At 62.3% G+C, this 20,217-nt stretch carries 13 protein-coding genes and 2 pseudogenes; 1 reads left to right on the top strand and 14 read right to left on the bottom strand.

The genetic code is table 11. From position 1 onward, the window contains the following. Positions 1-97: 97 nt before the first annotated feature. The 11 genes and pseudogenes from ACZ45C_RS11825 to ACZ45C_RS11775 all read right to left on the bottom strand — a co-directional run bounded on the left by ACZ45C_RS11825 (position 98) and on the right by ACZ45C_RS11775 (position 15,670). Positions 98-5,551 (bottom strand): CARDB domain-containing protein, encoded by a 5,454-nt coding sequence (locus tag ACZ45C_RS11825; protein WP_460560826.1) that lies wholly within the window; start codon positions 5,549-5,551, stop codon positions 98-100. A gap of 166 nt (positions 5,552-5,717) precedes the next feature. After that, positions 5,718-6,533 (bottom strand): IS5 family transposase, encoded by an 816-nt coding sequence (locus tag ACZ45C_RS11820; RefSeq protein WP_464374304.1) that lies wholly within the window; start codon positions 6,531-6,533, stop codon positions 5,718-5,720. Between the two features lie 72 nt (positions 6,534-6,605). Next, on the bottom strand, positions 6,606-7,412 hold the full coding sequence (locus tag ACZ45C_RS11815; protein WP_460561839.1) for a CARDB domain-containing protein: 807 nt from the start codon (positions 7,410-7,412) through the stop codon (positions 6,606-6,608). A gap of 4 nt (positions 7,413-7,416) precedes the next feature. Further along, entirely contained in the window at positions 7,417-9,429 is a 2,013-nt protein-coding gene (locus ACZ45C_RS11810; protein ID WP_460561841.1) for a glycoside hydrolase family 28 protein, read from the bottom strand. A gap of 269 nt (positions 9,430-9,698) precedes the next feature. Further along, positions 9,699-10,514, bottom strand: a complete 816-nt coding sequence (locus tag ACZ45C_RS11805) for an IS5 family transposase (RefSeq protein WP_464374304.1) — start codon at positions 10,512-10,514, stop codon at positions 9,699-9,701. Positions 10,515-10,540: 26 nt separating this feature from the next. After that, positions 10,541-11,194: a hypothetical protein gene (locus tag ACZ45C_RS11800; protein WP_460561825.1), complete on the bottom strand. Its 654-nt coding sequence runs from the start codon at positions 11,192-11,194 to the stop codon at positions 10,541-10,543. Positions 11,195-11,360: 166 nt separating this feature from the next. Continuing rightward, positions 11,361-11,654: pseudogene (locus tag ACZ45C_RS11795) on the bottom strand (transposase); the annotation flags it as partial. An 8-nt stretch (positions 11,655-11,662) separates the two neighbouring features. Beyond that, complete coding sequence (locus ACZ45C_RS11790) at positions 11,663-12,937, bottom strand: IS4-like element ISH8B family transposase (RefSeq protein ID WP_010890432.1); 1,275 nt, start codon at positions 12,935-12,937, stop codon at positions 11,663-11,665. A 115-nt stretch (positions 12,938-13,052) separates the two neighbouring features. Next, positions 13,053-13,589 (bottom strand): annotated as a pseudogene (locus tag ACZ45C_RS11785) (transposase); the annotation flags it as partial. Positions 13,590-13,661: 72 nt separating this feature from the next. Continuing rightward, on the bottom strand, positions 13,662-14,480 hold the full coding sequence (locus ACZ45C_RS11780; RefSeq protein WP_460562031.1) for a surface glycoprotein: 819 nt from the start codon (positions 14,478-14,480) through the stop codon (positions 13,662-13,664). Positions 14,481-15,049: 569 nt separating this feature from the next. Then, positions 15,050-15,670, bottom strand: a complete 621-nt coding sequence (locus ACZ45C_RS11775; RefSeq protein ID WP_460562029.1) for a DUF7504 family protein — start codon at positions 15,668-15,670, stop codon at positions 15,050-15,052. Positions 15,671-15,811: 141 nt separating this feature from the next. Here ACZ45C_RS11775 and ACZ45C_RS11770 point away from each other — a divergent pair, with 141 nt between their 5' ends. Beyond that, positions 15,812-15,958 (top strand): DUF7550 family protein, encoded by a 147-nt coding sequence (locus tag ACZ45C_RS11770; protein WP_460562027.1) that lies wholly within the window; start codon positions 15,812-15,814, stop codon positions 15,956-15,958. An 82-nt stretch (positions 15,959-16,040) separates the two neighbouring features. Here ACZ45C_RS11770 and ACZ45C_RS11765 read toward each other — a convergent pair whose 3' ends face one another. From ACZ45C_RS11765 to ACZ45C_RS11755, 3 genes are all read right to left on the bottom strand, one after another. Then, a complete protein-coding gene (locus ACZ45C_RS11765) occupies positions 16,041-17,198 on the bottom strand; it encodes an ABC transporter ATP-binding protein (protein ID WP_460562025.1) in 1,158 nt (385 codons plus the stop codon). A gap of 159 nt (positions 17,199-17,357) precedes the next feature. Further along, positions 17,358-19,625, bottom strand: coding sequence for a phosphoribosylformylglycinamidine synthase subunit PurL (gene purL, locus ACZ45C_RS11760; protein WP_460562023.1), 2,268 nt, complete (start codon positions 19,623-19,625; stop codon positions 17,358-17,360). A 138-nt stretch (positions 19,626-19,763) separates the two neighbouring features. After that, a complete protein-coding gene (locus tag ACZ45C_RS11755; protein ID WP_460562021.1) occupies positions 19,764-20,141 on the bottom strand; it encodes a hypothetical protein in 378 nt (125 codons plus the stop codon). Positions 20,142-20,217: the final 76 nt, after the last annotated feature.

Below are 20,217 nucleotides of genomic sequence, written 5' to 3'. Positions count from 1 at the left end.
TGTTCGTTCGTTCGGGCTATTCCTCGGGCGACGTCGCCGACAGCCGACCGGATGCCGCGACCCGCGTGCTGCGGGCCGCGGGCGGTCCGTCGCGGTATCAGTTCCGGCGGACCCAGACGACCGCCGCGGCCGCGAGCAGCGCGAGAACCACGAGCAACGCGATCGCCGTGGTTCCGAGCCCCGCGGGCTCGTCGGTCGCATCGCCACCGTCCGTTCCGTCACCGCCGTCCGTGCCGTCGCCGCCGTCAGCGGCGGATTCGACGACGAGGTCGGCGGTGGCGGTGTCGGTCTCGCCGGCGTCGTTGGTGACGGTGAGTTCGACCGCGTACTCGCCGGCCTCTCCGACCGTCGCGGTCGCGGTTTCGCCGGAGAGCGATTCACCGGCGACAGACCAATCGTACGCGACGATCTCACCGTACTCGTCGGTCGAGCCGCTCCCGTCGAGCGTGATTTCCTCACCGGCGGCCACCGTGCCGGGGTCGACCGCTGCGGCCGCATCCGGCTCGCTCACCGCGTTCACCGCGAACACGGAGAATCCGGGCGTCTCGGCTTCGAGGACGACGCCGTCATCCGTCTCCTCGCTCACCGTGGTGTCGAGGGTCTCCCACTCCCCCTCGTTCAGCCGGACCGCGGTGAGTTCGCTCGACTCGGCGCCGATCGCATCGAGGCGGCCCGCAGAGACGCTGAACTCGATCGTCGCCGACCGGTCCGTCGCGTCGTCGGGGACCGATATTTCCTGGACTGTGACCGCCGCGCCCGGCGGGTTCACGTCCGCCGAGTCGGGGTCGACGTCAGCGACTGCGACCTCGCCGACCCGATCCGTCGCGTCGAAGGCGATGGACCCAACGTTCGAGACCGAATCGAACGTCGCGATCCGCTGATTCGCCTCGAAGTCGGCCGAGGGCGTCACCGTCTCGGTCTCGACCGCGTCGAGTTCGAGCGAGTCGGCAGGTTCCGCACCCAAGACGCCACCGCCTCCGCCGCCACCACCGCTGGTGGAAACGGAATCGTCGGTCTCGTCAGTGTCGTCGTCACCGGACGGATCGACGGACAGTTCGACCGTGTCTGTCCTCGTTTCGCCGCCGGCCTCGTACGACGCCTCGATGGTAGTCGTCCCGGCCGCCTGCGCGGTAACTGTGTCCCCGCTGATCGTCGCGACCGTCGTGTTGCTGCTCGTGACGGTCGCGCTCTCGGTCACCTCGCTTCCAGAGCCGTCGGTGAACGCCGAACTCACGGTGACGGTCGCCGTCTCACCGACGACGATCGTGTCGTCGGTCGCTCCCGATAGCGAGAGGGAGACATCGGACAGCGCGGCGTCGGTGATAGTGACCGGAGTAGACGACTGCGCGAGCGTCGACTCGCCGTCGACGAGCGCCACGGTCGCTTGACCGGAGCCAGTCTCGCTGGGCGTCCAGGTCAGTGTTCCGTTCGTCGTGTCGGATCCACTCACAGTCACTTCGGTCGAATCGACCGTCGTCCCGTCGAAGTCCCGCAGTTCGGTTGTCACGGTGTCCTCGCGGTCACCGGTGTTTTCGACGGGCGCCTCGACGGACAGCACGTCGCCGAGTGGAACCGTCTCCGGCGCCGCTTGCGGCGTTCCGAGTTCGAACGCTGCCGGGTCGTCGACGTCGACAGTGTTCTCAGTCTCCTCGTCTAGACTCGCGACGGTGAGCGAGACCGATTCGCCGTCGGCCGCGCTCGTACTGTCCGAGAGCGTGACAGTTCCGGACTCGCTCCCGTTCAGTCCGAGCGGTTGGCTGTCGACGATGGTCCCGTCACCATCCCGGAGTGCGACGCGTTGCCGGTCGGCCCCGGATCCGGTGTTCTCGATCGTCGGTTCGACGGTGAACGTCTCACCGCGAACGACCGATCCCGGGAGGTCGCTCTCGTCGACGGTGAACGTCGACGCCCTACGGCTGTCGAGCGGATCTCCGTCGTCAACGACGCTGCGTGCGATCCAGTCTGACCCCTCGACCGGATCTCCGCCGCCCCACCAGTTGTCGGTGGCGTCAACGTAGCTGTCGTCGGAGAAGAGGCTCACGCTGTTGGATTCGAGCGTACTGTTGGTGACCGTCACGCTCGGGTTATCGTCGATGTCGCTCGCGTTCGCCTCATCGGGAACATCACCGGGCACCTCCGTCACGCGGACCCCGTAGTCGGCGCTGTTCCGAACGGTCGCACCATCGACCACGGTGCCCGCGGCGAGCAGTTCGATCCCCGTCGCCGAGTTCAGAACCTCCGCGCCGACGATCTCGTTGTCACCGCTCTCGACGCGGATCCCGGTGTCGATCGCGTCGGTCACGCGAGCGAAGTCGACGGCGGTCTCGTTGTTGCCCGCGAGCCGGATTCCGACTTCAGTGTCGGAGACCTCGACACCTGTCAGGGCGTTCGTGCCGGCGGTCTCATCGACGCCAGTCGTCCAGTTCGCCGCCTGAACAGACGTGAGCGTCGCGTCGTCGGCTGCGATCTCGACGGCCGTGCCGTTTCCGTCGCCCTCGAACGTCAGCCCGTCGAGGGTGACGTCCTCGCCGACGATCCGCACCGCGGTCTCGTCGGTTCGGCTCGGCTGGCGGATCACCGGCGAGTCGACCGGACTGTCGGCCTCGACGGTGATTCCCGACGGGATCTCGATCGCGTTTCGAGCCTGATACTCACCCGGACGAACGGTCACGGTGTCTGCGGTGTCGTCTGCCTCCGCGGCGTCGACACCGCTCGCGACGCCCTCGAAGTCGATGGCCACCGTCCGAGTGACCGTGTCGTCTGCGAACTCTTCGCTGCCGAAGCCGACCGTTGCCTCGCGATCGAACGTCCCCGCCAGCGGTTCGGCGGGCGGCGTGACCGCGAGACCGACTTCGGCTTCCGCGCCGGGGTCGAGCGATTCGCCCTCCTCGACCGACTCGGAGGCGTTGAGCCCGACCGAGTCGTTTGCGACCGTGCCGTCCTCGTACGCGAGCGTGACCGTCTCGTTGCCGTCGAGAGGCTGGTCGCCCGCATTCCGGACGGTGATGGTCGCGGTCAGCGGATCGTCCTGTGTGGCCGTCTCGTCGATCGCGACCTCGGTCAGTTCCGGCGTCGGCGGGTCCGGCCCGGTGACGGTGAGCGTCCCCTCCTCGGTCTGGTCGTCTGTCTCAGACGCGACCACGTAGGTCACGTCCGTCGATTCTTCATCGTTGAGGGTGAGATCGAGTTCGCTAACGTCGAACTCGAAGGAAACCTCTCTGGCGGTTCCGTTACCGTCGATAGAGAGGCTCTCGTTCGTCGCTGATACCGCGTCGCCCGCGGTGAAGGTGACGTTCTGCGTGCCGTCGCGGTCGCCGATGTTCGTCACGGTGGCGTTCACCGTCACGTTCGCGTCATCCGTGTTGAGCACCTCGTCGGCGTTGGCCTCGAGACCGTCGACGCGGAAGTACGCGTCGTCGGGTTCGGGTCGGACGGTCACGCCGCGGTCGACGCGGTCCTCGGGCGTGACGACCGAGACATCCGCGGTCTCGGTCTCTCCCTCTGTGACGGTCCGATCGAGTTCGCTCGTCAGTTCGACCGTCTCGGTCGCGCCGCCCGCGACGTCGACCGTCGTCGTGTCGGCGAGGCTCCCGTCGATCGAGAGCCGGACGCGACGGTCCTCGAGATCGCCGTCGCCGACGTTCTCGGCCGCGACGGAGACGGTGACGTTCTCATCGGTCGTCACCGGATCGGTGATCGAACGAACGGAGATGTCGAGTTCACCCGGCTCGCCAACGTCGACGGTCGACTCCGACACGTCGTCGTCCGTGACACCCTGGACCGCGAGTTCGCCCGCTGATTCGGGCGAGAGTTCGAACTGTTCCGTCGTCTGTTCGCCGGAAGCGAGTTCGACGTCGGTCGAGGCGACCTCCTGCCCGTCGGCCAGCAGACGGACGTCGGTGGCGTTGCCCGCGTCGCCGCCGTCGTTCGTGACCGTGACCCCCGCGGTCACCGTGTCGCCCGCGATCGCACTCTCGTCGACCGTGAGATCGGCCGTGAACTCGGCGTTCTCGCGCACGTCGACTTCCTGGGTGGATTCGTCGTCGGGCGTGGAGACGGTCACGTCGCTCACCGATCCCGCGTCGGCCGACGTCGGGGTGTAGGTGACTGATTCGGTGACCGGCGAGTCGTCTTCGGAGAGATTCAGGTCGGTCGTTTCGAGCGTCGTGCCACCAAACTCAAACGTCACGGGCTTCTCGGCGGTGACGCCGCCGGTGTTATTGATCGTCGCCTCGATGTCGATCGTCTCTCCCTGATCGACTGACGAGGCAACGCTCACGTCCTCCACGGCGAAGTTTGCGGGCTGACCGATCGCGACGCGATCGGTGTCCGCGTTCATCTCCTCGGTGGCGTCGTTCGCGACCTCGGCTTCGAGGAGATAGTCGCCCTCCTCGAAGTCGCTGGCGTTGATCGAGAAGCCGCTGTCGCCTTCCGGCTCAATAACAGTCGTGGATCCGCCTGAGCCGATCGAACTGAAGTCGATCGTGTCCTGTTCGGTGCCGTTGAAGAACACCGTGACGTTGCCGGATCCCGACTGTTCGCCGACATTCTCGACGTCGATCGTCGGGGCGAACTCGTCCTCGCTCAGATCCTCCGTTACGTTGGTCGGTTCGTCGATCGACACCGCGAACTGTGCCTGCGACGTGACATCGAGCGGCGTCTCGTCTGTCGTGTCCGGTTCGTCGTCGTCGCCGCGCTTGGCTTCGGCCCCGACCGTCACCTCGGGCGCGTCACCGAGTTCGACATCGTAAGTGACGTTGTACGTCTGCGTGCCGTCCGATCTGTCGAAGTCTCGAGTGGCGAACTCATCGCCGTTCACGGTGAACGTCACATTCCCACTTACATCTCCGCCGAGGTTCTCGACCGTCGCGTCGACTCGCACCGATTCGGTTTCACCGGCCTCGGGTTCGGTCACGGACGACTCGTTCAGCCCGTCGATCGTCACGTCGAGGAACGGACTTCTCTCGCCGACGTCGGCAGTGACGGTCTCCGTGTCGTCGCCGGTGGCGATCTCGTAAGTGAGTTCGCTGCCGGCATCACCATCGGTCGTCTCCACAGACGGGTCGAAGTCCTCACTTTCGCCGGGTGCGAGAGAGAATTCCCGAGATGCAACTTCATTGTTCGCGTCGCCGGTGATGTTCGTGAGATTCACCTTGCGATCCACCACGCCCGCCTCGCCGACGTTCTCGATCTCGGCGACGACCGAGACGTTCTGATTGGCGACGGGCGACAGCGTCGACTCGTCGTCGATCACGTCGACCTCGAGAGTGCCCGGTCGCAGGACCGAGACTGTCCGCGTCGCGATATCGTCGTCGGTCGTCGCGGTCAGCGTCGTGTCGCCCGCGTCGGCCGCAGTGAGCGTGCGGTTGAACTCGATTTCTTCACTGGCACCCCCGTCGAGTTCGACCGCGCGGTCGACGAGCGTCTCGTCGCCGAAGGAGACGGAGACGTTCTGCTCGTCGGTCACTTCGCCGACGTTCTCGACCGTGACGCTTCCGTTGAGATGCCTTGTTGAACGCAAGACAGCGTCGGGGTAGGGTCGGTAACTCACGGTTTCACGGCGTTAAAGCACGGTTCTTACACTCAGAAGATGTAGTAGCTGCCGCTGACGGTGTTGCTCGAAGAGTCAAAACTATGCCATCTTACTCCCTTGATCAGATGACGATGGCGATGCCTCTCCCAAATATGTCCGGAGAAGGGGGAGCAGGCGGCGAGCCCTAACTCGCCGCCTGCGTTAGGTTATGGATGATGCACTTCCGCGTGAGCTCCCGGAACTGGCCGTGCCAGCTCCGGGAGCGTAGCTTCTCGCCGTCGTCTTCCTTCAACTGCGAGAAGCCCGTTTCACTCATCCAGCGCTGGTTGTAATCCTCATTCATCCGGGCGTTGTGAGCCTTCTGTAGCGGTGTTTGCTCTCTGTGCTTGATCAGTGGTCGCGTTGAGTTGGAGCGACACTCCTCACGGAGATCGCTCCATGAGTAGTTTGCGTCGGCAGATAACACGCGCAGGTCTTCCGCGTTCCGGCGGAAGACCTGCATCCCAATATGACCGTCCCATGCCTTCTGCGTCGTGAAATGAACGTCCTTGATCGCTAGCGAATTCACGTCGATCAAAATCGTCGTCTTCATCGACTGAAACGAGAAGTCTGCGCGGTCGCGGTAGTGGTAGCTGGTTTGATCGCGTTGAAAGCCGCTTGCGTCAATTGCGGCTTCACCACTCCAGCCCGCCTGCTCCGCCGAAGCGCGGAGCAGGCGGCGGAGTTCACGCATTCGGTACTCCTTTTCCCACCGACAAAACGAGCTGTAGTGCGGTGCGTCGTCAAGATCAAACACGGCGAGGACGCCGGGCATTTCGTTGAGGTAGTCTTCGGTCTCACGGAGACTCTTCTCCAGTTCGACGCGGTACAGGATCAACGCGATCTGCACCCACTCGGCGTACCCGTCCGCGCCGTCCGGCGCGGCGGGTACGTCCGGATCATCAACATGCTGTTTGGCAAGATCTCGACACATCCAAGCAAGCCGTCTGAGCGATGCCATATCGCCAGACGGCGTCCATTTCCGGGTTAATCTAACGGAATATTACAGTAAGAGCGTCTGAGAACGTCGTCACTAGGCGGCAAAACAAGGCACGTTGAGATCGTCTTCGGTCGGATCGTATTCGTCGCCGTCCGCCGGCGCGTCGAGGCCGAGTGCGACGGTGACGTTCGACGGATCTTGGAGACCGACAGTTCGCTCGGTGGACTCCTCGTCGGTCGCGAGCGTGAGCGTGATCTGATCGCCGTCGCTCTCGCGAGTCGGGACCGAGAGCACCTCGGTGGTCGTCTCGTTGGTGTCGAGATTCAGCGTCCGGCTCGCACGCGGTTCGTCCTCATCCGCTGCGGTGACGGTGAGTTCGTCCGCACCCGCGGTGCCGGTGTTCTCAATCGAGACGGTGATCTCAGCGTCGTCGCCTCTCGGGACCGACTCGTCGGCGTCCTCGACATCAAACTCGTAGATCGGATCGAGACCGCCGGCCCGGAGGTCGACGCGCTGCACGTCGCCGGGCGAATACTCCACGCTGGACGGATCGGTCCGCGTGACAGGCTCGCCGTTTACGCGGAACTCGATTGGTGCCCCGCTCTCGGGGACATCCTCGGCGGCGACTTCCAGTTTCGGATCGAATATCTCGGGGCCGCCGTACTGCCCCGTCTCGTTGATCGTCAGGGTGTCGACGATCTCGCCATTGACGACGGCCGAGACGTTCGTCCCGTTCGGCGCGGGTTCACCGTCGACCTCGACAGCCCCGTAATAGGACGCTGGCTCGGCGGCGTCCGGGCTATCCGGTTCGTCTTGCGCGGCTACCGACCCCGGAACGGCCACCATGGAGGTGACCATGAGGACCGCGACCAGCACCGCTGCGATGCGTTGTCCGTGCATCGTCCTACTCGTCCTCGTCGACCTGATCGGCTAGCTCATCGGGGTACTGACCCGCTGGGTACAGCACTTCGCCTTCGTACTGGAACGGCGTCTGACCCGAGCCATAGCCGGGCGAGATCGAACCGCTACCGTCGACGTAGACCCAGGTGCCGTCGAAGGCACCGTACGTGCTCTCGGTTGCGACACCGGGTTGATCCGGCCGCTCTTGGAGCCACTGAGTCGAACTGATGCTTCCCGTCCCACCGAGTGCGTAGTCGATGTTGTTCGGATCGTCTGCCGCACCGGTCGCGACGAGGTTCCAACCGTTTTCGACTTGCACCTCGGTCGGAACGCCGGACTCATCGTCCGGGACCGCGTCGACCGGGATGACGACATCCTCATCGATTCCTTCGTCGTCGGTTGTGATCACGATCACCTCGCCCGCGGTGGGCGTGAACTCGCCGTCGACGCTCTGGTAGCCTGTGCCGGATTCGTACGTGAACGCGTTACCGGTGACGTTAAGATCGTCGAACACCTCGGCGGCAGTCTCGTCCGGCGGCGCGGAGAAGCCGACCGCAAGCGCGCGCGTGCCGTCGCTTTCGAGTTCGAGAACAGAGCCGTACTCGCGGATGCTGGACGGCGACTCGGGATCGACGTTATCGATCGAGGTTGTCAAGACCGGGTCGTACACGATATCGCCGTTGCCCTCGATGAATTCTACGCCACCGATGTTCTCCCACCGGTTGAGCCGCATGTCGAGAGCACCGCTGTCCGTCTTGTGTTCGATGGTATCCACTTTAGCGAAGTTATTGTATTTGACATCTTGGTCAGCAGCTGCCGCTTGGTCTTCGATACCGAATCCAACACCGTCGAGATCGTCCGCTTCACCACTCGCTTTGAGTTCGTTCAGATAGATGCTGGCAGAGGAACCATCACCACGAGTGACAGTTGCGAAGCTGTAGCCGGAACTAGTGGCAGAGATGTTGTTTCCGATGATGTCGGCAGAACCATTTGCACTCGCCGTGCCGATACTCACACCAACAGCGCCGTCACCGGACCCGTCCATGACATTCACTGAGACATTACTTTCAGAAACAACGACATCATCGGCAGTAATCTCAATACCCACAGCCTCTAAGTAGCTATCTGCATTACCCTGAGCGTTGACAGTTGCGTCTTCGACAGAAGCGTTGTTTCCACCAACGTTGATAGCGTTGTTTTCGTCGACAGGATTGGGGAACACGTCACCGATCGACGTGTTAACTTGGACATCAGAAAGTGTAGTCTCTGATGCACTTAGTGCGACGGAACCGTTGATCGTCGTGCCGTCACCTGCACCCTGAATTGTGACGTTGGATGTGTCGACACTCACCGATTCGTTATAAACTCCAGATTCAACCGCAATCGTGTCATTTGACTCAACAGTACTGGTAGCCGCGTCGATCGAACTGTAGATGCCGACATCCGTCAAGACGACTCGATCGAAGTCATTCTGACCTTGGTTGCGGACATCTTCGAGAGTAGTCGAGTTCGGGAGGTCTTCGATGTGGTAGCGGTCGTTGTTCTCGAACGTCGAGTCCGTGATGGTCACGTCCGTTGGTCCATCCGGTTCACCGCTATAATCGACGCCGGGTTCCCCGAACCGAAGTCCGTTTGCGGAGTCCTCGACAGTAACGTTGTCGATCGTGACGCCATCGAGCGTCGCTGGAGTGTCACTGTATGATCCATCATCACGCTGTTTGATTGCGATAGCAGAATGGATCGAAGAATATTCCCCAGCTCCGGAGGGAATCGGGTTGGCTGACCCCACAACCCCCTCCTCTACACGTTTAACAACAGTATCTTCAATCGTAACATTCTCGTAATCGTTGTATTTCAGGTTGATATCGATACCATTGTTTGCGTTATTGGTAGGGCCGCTGTCGAGAATACCATCGACATGAATATTCTTGAGTGTCGCATTCGAGGCTCGTTCTAGGTAGACTCCTTTAAACGTATTATTGACCACGTGGAAGTTCTCTATGTGGAGATTGTCCACCTTATCGGGGCTACTCTCAGATGCAGAAGTTGAGAAACCAATTGTAGCCCCTCTAGTGCCTTGTTGAACGCAAGACAGCGTCGGGGTAGGGTCGGTAACTCACGGTTTCACGGCGTTAAAGCACGGTTCTTACACTCAGAAGATGTAGTAGCTGCCGCTGACGGTGTTGCTCGAAGAGTCAAAACTATGCCATCTTACTCCCTTGATCAGATGACGATGGCGATGCCTCTCCCAAATATGTCCGGAGAAGGGGGAGCAGGCGGCGAGCCCTAACTCGCCGCCTGCGTTAGGTTATGGATGATGCACTTCCGCGTGAGCTCCCGGAACTGGCCGTGCCAGCTCCGGGAGCGTAGCTTCTCGCCGTCGTCTTCCTTCAACTGCGAGAAGCCCGTTTCACTCATCCAGCGCTGGTTGTAATCCTCATTCATCCGGGCGTTGTGAGCCTTCTGTAGCGGTGTTTGCTCTCTGTGCTTGATCAGTGGTCGCGTTGAGTTGGAGCGACACTCCTCACGGAGATCGCTCCATGAGTAGTTTGCGTCGGCAGATAACACGCGCAGGTCTTCCGCGTTCCGGCGGAAGACCTGCATCCCAATATGACCGTCCCATGCCTTCTGCGTCGTGAAATGAACGTCCTTGATCGCTAGCGAATTCACGTCGATCAAAATCGTCGTCTTCATCGACTGAAACGAGAAGTCTGCGCGGTCGCGGTAGTGGTAGCTGGTTTGATCGCGTTGAAAGCCGCTTGCGTCAATTGCGGCTTCACCACTCCAGCCCGCCTGCTCCGCCGAAGCGCGGAGCAGGCGGCGGAGTTCACGCATTCGGTACTCCTTTTCCCACCGACAAAACGAGCTGTAGTGCGGTGCGTCGTCAAGATCAAACACGGCGAGGACGCCGGGCATTTCGTTGAGGTAGTCTTCGGTCTCACGGAGACTCTTCTCCAGTTCGACGCGGTACAGGATCAACGCGATCTGCACCCACTCGGCGTACCCGTCCGCGCCGTCCGGCGCGGCGGGTACGTCCGGATCATCAACATGCTGTTTGGCAAGATCTCGACACATCCAAGCAAGCCGTCTGAGCGATGCCATATCGCCAGACGGCGTCCATTTCCGGGTTAATCTAACGGAATATTACAGTAAGAGCGTCTGAGAACGTCGTCACTAGGCGGCAAAACAAGGCACCCTCTAGTCATGACGTTTTCAATACGGAGTCCATCGCCCTCACCGGAATTCGGAACCCGAAGTGCTAGACCACCACCAGAATCAATCTGTAAATCGCGAATTGTGACGTTGGTAGCATTAATTTCTGGATAATTCGCGTCGGGTCCGATCACCGTATTCTCCATACCGGATCCATCAATCGTTAGATTATCTGCAGTGATCTCGAAACCACCAGTATAATTTCCTCCCCCAAGCTCAACAGTTTGTTCTTCGTCTGCGCTTTCCTCTACAAACCCATCAAGAATTGGTTGAATATCTGGTCCAACGACATCGTCCTCATAACGGACAGCGCCGTCGAATTCACCGTTATCTTCGATAAACGTCGACGGAATCGGTCCTTCGGTCTCTTCTCCTACTTCGTTCCCGTTGTTGATTGCGTGATATGCGTTATTACCCTTGGCCAGATCGGAATCCGGATTCAAGAAATCGTTGTCCGTAATCGAGATTCCGTCTGTGCGGACGTTATTGAAGTCAAAACTCGCTAAGTCGTTGTCTTCATCATGCCTTGTTGAACGCAAGACAGCGTCGGGGTAGGGTCGGTAACTCACGGTTTCACGGCGTTAAAGCACGGTTCTTACACTCAGAAGATGTAGTAGCTGCCGCTGACGGTGTTGCTCGAAGAGTCAAAACTATGCCATCTTACTCCCTTGATCAGATGACGATGGCGATGCCTCTCCCAAATATGTCCGGAGAAGGGGGAGCAGGCGGCGAGCCCTAACTCGCCGCCTGCGTTAGGTTATGGATGATGCACTTCCGCGTGAGCTCCCGGAACTGGCCGTGCCAGCTCCGGGAGCGTAGCTTCTCGCCGTCGTCTTCCTTCAACTGCGAGAAGCCCGTTTCACTCATCCAGCGCTGGTTGTAATCCTCATTCATCCGGGCGTTGTGAGCCTTCTGTAGCGGTGTTTGCTCTCTGTGCTTGATCAGTGGTCGCGTTGAGTTGGAGCGACACTCCTCACGGAGATCGCTCCATGAGTAGTTTGCGTCGGCAGATAACACGCGCAGGCATTCGTCTTTAGTTAAGACTCACACCTCGGTTGTGTAGCGGTAGCGAGCGTCTCTTGTAAGATCGGTCGTTGCTTGTGGATCTTCTGTGCGTCCTCGATCAGCCGCTCCAACAGCGGCGGTGGCGAATAACCGAGGTGCTCACCGAGTTCGTGGAGGATGAGCTGGGCGTGCGACCGGAAGGTCGCCGCCCAGCGTTCCGGTGGAAACACGAGCTCATCATCCGCCTGCTCGGTGACCAGATCCAACAGATCACGGCTCACAAGCAGTGACAGCAACGCTGCGTACAGCAAGATCTTCACCACGTGCTCGTTGCTCGTGTCGAACTCGTCCAGGTCGTACTGCGTCTTCAACTCACGGAACAGCAACTCCACTTCCCACCGACACCGGTAGATCTGCGCTAAATCCGCCGGAAAGAACTCCTCTCGCGACAGATTTGTCACGTATAGATGGTAGTCGTCGGCGTCCTCGTCGCGGACGCCGACGACGCGGAACCGCTTCGTATCCAGCGACCGCGTCCCGTTGTACGGCCCGCGCTTGAACTCGACTTCGACTTCCACATCGATGTACGTCCGGTCGAGATCGTCGAGCACATCACGGAGTTGCTTGCCCTCCAAGGGAATGGCGCGGCCGCGCCATTCCCGTAATTCATCCGTAATCACCGGATTCGCGTTCTGTTTCAGCCGGCTCACGAAGGAGCCGCCGTTCTCGTCGATCCGCGCAAACCGTCGGTACTTGAAGTACGCGAGGTCGAACAATACGAGGCGGTTCTCAAGCCACGACCCTGTCTTGAACAGCGTGCTGTCGTGTGCTTTCTCGTCGGTAACGTCGATCCGTTCAATCGTCTGTTCAGTGGCATTGTGGAGCAGGTGGAGCTTCGCTCCAGCCTGCTCCTCGTGGCGGGCTTCGAACTGATCAGCGAGAAACTCGTGTAACCGCAACACCGTTCCATCAGCGATCATTACATCACTGAATCGGTCGATGTCAACGTCAACAGTGTCGGGAACAGCGACCTCGTCGAGACCGTGCTCGACGAGGTCGCGGAAGTACTCCGCGAGCGTCGGCGTCAACCGCTGATAGAACCCACCCGGTGAGATCGGCTCGTCAGCTGTGGAGTTGTAGCTGCGTCGAAACCCTGCGAGTGTTCGGCGTTCGCCTGCGGCGAAGCCGAACACGAATGCCCAGACGAAGACGGGAATCTGGAGCTTGCGGTCGCGTTCGACCACGCCGAGTTCCTCGGCGTGCTCTTCGAGGAATTCGGAGGGAAACAGTGTAGTGAGCCGACGCATAATCCGTGATGAGGAGGTTTCGTTGTGCACACTCGACACCTCCTCATTCCTTCCGAAAAGTAGCCTCGATAAGCCGCCACTGTCACGCGGTTCGTCTCCTAACTAAAGACGGATGCACGCGCAGGTCTTCCGCGTTCCGGCGGAAGACCTGCATCCCAATATGACCGTCCCATGCCTTCTGCGTCGTGAAATGAACGTCCTTGATCGCTAGCGAATTCACGTCGATCAAAATCGTCGTCTTCATCGACTGAAACGAGAAGTCTGCGCGGTCGCGGTAGTGGTAGCTGGTTTGATCGCGTTGAAAGCCGCTTGCGTCAATTGCGGCTTCACCACTCCAGCCCGCCTGCTCCGCCGAAGCGCGGAGCAGGCGGCGGAGTTCACGCATTCGGTACTCCTTTTCCCACCGACAAAACGAGCTGTAGTGCGGTGCGTCGTCAAGATCAAACACGGCGAGGACGCCGGGCATTTCGTTGAGGTAGTCTTCGGTCTCACGGAGACTCTTCTCCAGTTCGACGCGGTACAGGATCAACGCGATCTGCACCCACTCGGCGTACCCGTCCGCGCCGTCCGGCGCGGCGGGTACGTCCGGATCATCAACATGCTGTTTGGCAAGATCTCGACACATCCAAGCAAGCCGTCTGAGCGATGCCATATCGCCAGACGGCGTCCATTTCCGGGTTAATCTAACGGAATATTACAGTAAGAGCGTCTGAGAACGTCGTCACTAGGCGGCAAAACAAGGCACTTCATCACCAAAAATGTAAACCCCGACACCGTTCCCGTCAAGAGTATTTCCGGTTACGTCGATCTCATCACCGAGAGCCGCGGCGCCGTCCCGTTCCGAAAAACCGACACCGACACCGTTGTTATTGAGTTTGTTACTTGAGATGGTGAGATCCTGAACGGTATCCTCGGAGGTCTGCGTTGCTGTCGCGATACCGACAGGGAACCCGTTGACGTTGTTGCCAGTGAGAGTAACGCCCGTGACGTTGTTCTCAACCGGATCTCCGTTCGAATCTTGGTCAGTGACGAGTATTCCGTTATCCGTCTGATCGTTGTTGTTGGTACTGTTGATTACATTATCACTAACTTCAACACTGGAAGCCGCGACCCGAACACCTTGAGCTACGGTCGAACTCTCGCCGCCGCGTTCGATTGTGAGGCCCCGAATAGTGACGCCTTCAGCATCAGCGGCGAACGCAGGGGTCCCGTTGTCGGCTTCGTACGTGATTGTAGTGTTGGAGCGGTCTCCCGCAGATTCAACGGTGAGGCCGGTCGCCCCGGAACCGTCAATTACAACCGAGTTCGAGAGAGTATACTCGCCCTCTTCGATCTGTACCGTATCGATGCTATCGTTTTGGGTTGCGTTGTCAATCCCTTCTTGAATTCTATCGCTAGATGATACAATAACTGTATCATCATCGACATTCAGTGCCGCCGCACTCCCCGCCAAACCACCAACACCCGCAGCGACCATCGAAACCACCATGATCGCTGCGAACAGCACTGCTTGTGCTCTCTTCCGGCGCGATGCTCCCGTCATCGCGCATCACTCCCGTTCCGTCGGGAACGCTGTCGCTGTACCCCTGTCTCGTACCGCCGATTGTGTGCTGTCATCGTTGATCGAACTACCAGCGGCGTGACCGCGACCGGATATCCCCCCGGATGTCCGGCACAGTCGAACCGTCCGCCGCCGATACATGACAGTCAGTTAGCTACTATAATATGAAACTACCGGCGGTGGGGAATCTCGGGGACTGCGAGAAGGTAATCATTGATTTCAGAACCTGTACCGCTAACGGAGGTGTCAGACACCCTTCGACGTGATTACATGTGACTAAAGCATAAAATTAATCTGAAACTACCTTCGGGCGAGTCCGATCGGATCGAGCGGTCGTGGCGGTTCAATCGAAGGAAAATCCACAACGAAGATTCATATACATTTCATGCGAGGTGCGACAGACGGACGTATGACACCCCGTGGCGTGGGATCCCACCATACGGAACGGTCGGCGTCTCGCGGTGGTCCGTCGCCGACGGGCCGCTCGCGCGCGGTCGAAGAATCAAATGCCACGCCGTGTGTCAGTCACGGTGTAACCGGGAGGAAGTTTCTCACAGCGTCCGCCACTCGGTAGGCGTCGGATACCGAACGCGACACTCCCGGTCCCCGTCGATGCGCCGCGTCTCGACCACTCGATCGAAGATGGGCACGAACTGCTCTATCGTCTGCTCGTCGTGTGCGCCAGCGTCGATGCCGACGACGACGGGGTGGCCGGCCGCCGCGGACTTCTGGACCACGATGTGGAGGAACCGAAACACGCTGGAGGCGTCGGCGTACATCAAAAGCGGTGAGACCGTGTCGATCCCGACCACGATCGACTCCCCGTCGTCGTGCGCCTCCACGCACTCGGTGAACTTCGTACCGATAGAGGTGAGATTGCTTGGGTGTTGCGCGTACTTCGTCTCGGCGTCGTCCGGCGGCGACTTCCCGAGCGCGTTCGTCACACAGTCGACGACGACGGGGGAGGCCACCTCGCTCTCGACGGTGTCCTCCGCGTCTGCGGCGGCCATCCGGCAGTGCGTCGAACGCACGCTCTCCGCCGGTTCGCGCGTCGAGACGACGATCGGTGTCTCCGACCACTCGTGCAGCGTCCGATGGATCAGTTGCCGCCGCCCCGACAACACCGGACCTGCGACGAGCACCGACTCTGCCTCACCGACGAGTGAATCCATCAACAAAAATGAATTTCATGCGTGGTAACTAAACCTTTCCGTGGCGGTCCGACGGTGCCGCGAGTACTGTTCGGCAGCGGTGTGCGATGCTGCCGTGGTCGTTCAGGTGCGCTTATGTATCCCCCGTTCCGACACGCCGGTATGGACGATCACTCCGAGCCCGATCCGAACAAGCGCGTGACCGCCCCGATGCAGGAGTTCGGCAGCCACGAGGTCGGCATCGGCGCGGCCGTCACTCTCGTCGGCCTGCTGATCGCGTACGTGCTCCCCTTCCTGTTCACGTTCTGATCGAAGTGCACCGCTCGCGTGCCTGTCGTCTAGACTGGCGTAGAGAACTGTAACCGGCGTTTTCTGTGCGTCTAGATCGCCGTTATCGCGGGTACCACGCCAGCGGGTGGTCGGCCGACAGTTCCAGCGTGACGGGCTCGTCAAGGTCGAACTCCTCGACGTGGTTGTGCAGGCAGTGGACCGCGTCGCCGGAGTCGAGTTCGACTCGATAGACGAACGAGGGCCCGACGTACTGGCGGGAGACGATGACCCCATCGGCCATCTCCGCGCTCGCGGGGGTCGCCCGGAGGTCGTCCGGGCGGACGAGCACGTCGACCGGTGCGCCGTCGTAGACGGTGTCGTACCCCTCCAGCGTGACGGCGTCGAACCGACCGATCTCCGTCTCGACATTCCCGTCGCGGAGGTGGCCCTGCAGGAACGACGCGCGGCCGAGGAAAGAGGCGACGAACTTCGATTCGGGGCGCTCGAAGACCTCTTCCGGGCGGCCGACCTGTTCGATCTGCCCGTCGTTCATCACGGCGACGCGGTCGGAGATGGAGAGCGCCTCCTCTTGATCGTGGGTGACGGAGACCGCGGTGACGCCGGCTTCTTTCAGAATGCGGCGGACCTCCTCGCGCATCTCCACGCGCAGTCGCACGTCGAGGTTCGAGAACGGCTCGTCGAGCAGGAGGACTTCGGGCTCGGGGGCGAGCGAGCGCGCGAGCGCGACGCGCTGCTTCTGTCCGCCGGAGAGCTGGTCCGGCGTCTTCTCGCCGTGGTCGGGCATCTCGACGAGTTCGAGCAGTTCGTCGACGCGCGCCTCGGTCGCCGACGCGTCCGCGCCCTCCAGTCCGAACGCGATGTTCTCGCGGACGGTGAGATGCGGGAACAAAGCGAAGTTCTGGAAGACGATACCGACGTCGCGCTCTTCGGGCGGCACGAGCGCTCCGTCGCCGGCGACGGTCTCGTCGGCGAGGACGACGCGGCCGTCGGTCGGCTCCTCCAACCCCGCGATCGTGCGGAGCGTCGTCGTCTTCCCGCAGCCCGAGGGACCGAGAAAGGTGAGCAGTTCGCCGGGACGGACGTCGAGTGAGACGCCGTCAACAGCGGTCTCCGAGCCGAAATCCTTTCGCACGTCCGACAGCGACAACACCGGTTCGGACGACTGCGTGGTCGCCGGGCGCGTCGCGTCCGACGATCCACTCGCCTCCTCGCGTTCCCCGTCCGACCGTGTCGTTCCGACTGATTGCGTTTGAGCCATCGGTGTGGCGGGCACCGGAGCGACCGGTGTCCCGTGAGTGCCCCTACGTATTTTAGGAAGCCCTAAAAGCGTATCGCTCGGTCTCTCTCGTCGAAAATACCACCGCCCGAGGCGTCGTCGCGGTCGGCGGGATCCGATTCGAGACGATCGGAGACCGACTCAGGCGAGTTCGCGTCCGATGACGCCGCGGTGGTCGCGGATCGCGTCGGCGTCGAGCGTGACGGACTCCTCGCCGACGGCGAGTGACAGCGTCCCGTCCGTCGTCACGTCGCCGAGCCGGAGAACCGGAACCTCGCCCGCGATGTCGGCTACCGCGTCGGGGTCGGTCGTCTGGACGACGAGTCGCCCGGGCGTCTCCTCGAAGGCCGCGACGCGGTCCGGGAGCGCCGCGTCGGCACCCGCGTCGTCGGTCACCATCTCAGCGAGCGCGACCGCGATCCCGCCGTCGCTCACGTCGTGGGTCGCGAGCGTCGCGTCGTGACGCGCGATCGCCGCGAGCGACGCGACGAGGTCGTCGATCCCTTCGCCGTCACCGGGCTCACCGGCATCGTCACCGGGCTCGCCCGGCAGCGACGGGAACCGGTCTGTACCTCCGGTTTGTGCGAGGTACTCGGACCCGCCGAGCGCGTCGCCGCCCGCGCCGATCAACAGCAGTTCGGAGGCGTCCGCGCGGTCCGCGTCGAGCGCCGCAGGCGGTGCGTCGTAGCCCCGCTTGGTACCGATCAGCGCGAGGGTCGGCGTCGGTGGAATCGGTCCCTCGACGCTGTCGTTGTACAGCGAAACGTTCCCGCCGACGACCGGGGTGCCGAGGTCCGCGCAGGCGTCCGCGAGGCCGTCGACGATCCCCTCGAACCCGCCGTACACGTCCGGCTTCTCCGGATTGCCGCCGTTGAGACAGTCGACCGCGGCGAGCGGGACCGCGCCCTTCGCGGCGAGGTTGGTCGCGTTTTCCAACGCGACGGCGCGAGCACCCTCGTACGGCGCGGTTTGCGTCCAGTTCGGGTTCGCGCCCGAAGAGAGCGCGAGCCCGACGCCCTCGTCGCCAGCGGCGGTCTCGCCGTCGGCCGCCGCCTCGCGGATCGCCATGATCGCGGCGTCGTCGCCGGGCGTCAGCGCGGTCCGCGTGCCGACCTCGTGGTCGTACTGGCGGTACACCCAGCGCTTGCTCGCGGTCGAGGGAGCGGCGAGCACCGATTCGACCGCCTCGTCGAGCGCGGGGGCCGGATCGGGGAAGTCCCGATCGGGTTGGACGGGAGCCTCGCTCGGGAGGTCGTTCATCGGCGCGCCGTCGGCGAGGTACTCGGCGTCGACGTCGACAACGGTCTCGCTCTCGGGGTCGTCCGCGTCGCCTGCGAACTCACAGACGTAGTTCCCGTCGGTCACCTCGCCGATGACCGAACAGCCGAGGTCGAACCGCTCTGCGAGTTCCGCGACGCGCTCGACGTCGTCGGGGACGACCTCATAGCACATCCGCTCTTGGCTCTCGGCGAGGAGGATCTCCATCGGGTTCATGTCCGGTTCGCGCTGGTGGACCTCGTCGAGGTCGATCCGCGCGCCAAGCCCGCCCTTCGCGACAAGTTCGGAGGACGCGCCGCCGAGGCCGGCCGCGCCGAGGTCACGGGCGGAGACGACTAGTTTCTCGTCGACGAGCGCCTCGTTGCACTCGATCAGCCGCTTTTCGGCGTAGGGGTCGCCGACCTGCACTGCGGGGCGGTCCTCCGTCTCGGCGTCCTCCGCGAGGTCCTCGCTCGCGAACGACGCGCCGCCTAACCCGTCACGTCCGGTGCCGTTGCCGACGAGCACCAGCTTGTTCCCCGGCTTCTGTGCGGTGGCCGTGACGAGCCGGTCCTCGTTCGTGAGCCCGACGCAGGCGACGTTGACGAGGGGGTTCCCCTCGTAGCCGCCGTGGAATCCGACGCTGCCGCCGACCGTGGGGACGCCGATGCAGTTGCCGTAGTGGGAGATCCCCTCGACGACGCCCTCGAAGAGGTACCGCGAGCGCTCGCGGTCGAAGCCGCCGAAGTACAGCGAGTCGAGTAAGGCGATCGGGTACGCGCCCATCGACATGGTGTCTCGGACGATGCCGCCGACGCCCGTGGCGGCTCCGTCGAACGGGTCGACGAAGGAGGGGTGGTTGTGGCTCTCGACGCCGAAGGTGACGTATTGGTCGCCGTAGTCGTCGGGGTCGCGCTCGGGAGCGGGCGTGTCCGCGGCATCCGGCTCGGGCAGGGCGAGGACGGCGGCGTCGTCACCGGGACCGACGACGACCTGGTCGCCCTCACTGTCGAACGCCGACAGCAACGGCCGCGAGGAGCGGTACGCGCAGTGCTCGCTCCAGAGGTTCTCGAACAGCGCGACCTCGGCCGCCGTCGGCTCCCGGCCGAGCTCCGCGACGACGAGCTCGTGGTCCGGCTCGGACAGACTCATTCACTTACGTGGTTATCGAGCCCGTTCTAATGCTTTTCTATGTGCACGTTCGTGTGGTATCCGGCGCGATCGCCGAGAATCGCGAGCCCGACGGGAGAACGTGACCGCGGCGAGCAACGCGACACCGTCGTCGCCGGATCACACCACGAAGACGGCGACGGCGTACACTCCGGCGGCGGCCGGGACCGCGACGGCGACCGCCTTCAGATTCAGCCGGACCGCGCGCTTTCGGTCGGCCGCCAGCGCCGCCCCGTCGGCCACCTCGGTCGTCCCGTCACCGACGTCGAAGACGCCGATGCCGGCGAATCCGATACAGAACCGCTCGCGGTACTGGATGACGCCGAGCGCAGCCCCGTAGAAGGGAAACACGGACGCGAGCAGCACCCACCGGGGCCACGACAGCGCGAGCGTGGCACCGACGAGGGCGACGGCCGCGACGAGCGACGCGACCCCGAGCAGGAGCCGCCGCCGCTGCTGTGCCGGTCCGATGTTACAGACCCCGGGTTGATAGCGCATACCGATCCGGTGGGACTCCGCGAACAAAAGCGCATCCGGATCCGACGCGTCGTGGCGACGCGACCGGTCTCGACCG

This window comes from Halorubrum pallidum (assembly GCF_055380345.1).
This window is presented reverse-complemented; position numbering and strand designations above follow the sequence as displayed.